Genomic DNA, 370 nt, shown 5'->3' on the forward strand with positions numbered 1-370 from the left:
GATTTTGATTGTAACGTTGTCACGGAGATCGACGACCGGTCGCAGGAAAAGTGGTATATGCTGGACCCAACGACCAACGGGTATCTGGTAGATGAGCAGGGCACGATCATGAGCCTGCTGGAAGCCAGAGAGCGGATGGCAGACACCCGATTTGTGACGTATTGCAAGGCGACGAGCCGGGAAAAGGATCTGCAGAAGCTCTACCGGAAAAATATCGCAAGGACCGCTTACTATGCGAAGAATCTGTTCCGCATTCAGGTGGTCGCGGTCTCGCAGTTTGGAGAGAGTGGAAACTGGCTGAATTTCCCGCCGGAGCACTTTTCTATCCGGGAATGGAGCGTTGCAAGTGCAGAATACCGGTTGGAGATGG

At 53.2% G+C, this 370-nt stretch carries 1 protein-coding gene; it reads left to right on the forward strand.

Annotated elements, in window-relative coordinates; all coding sequences use genetic code 11:
• Nucleotides 1–370, forward strand: a 370-nt coding sequence (locus P0G09_RS15995; protein WP_275253150.1) for a hypothetical protein, incomplete at both ends; no start/stop codon positions are given.

This window comes from Faecalibacterium sp. DFI.5.82, assembly GCF_029076575.1.
In the GTDB taxonomy this organism is placed as follows: Bacteria; Bacillota; Clostridia; order Oscillospirales; family Ruminococcaceae; genus Faecalibacterium; species Faecalibacterium duncaniae.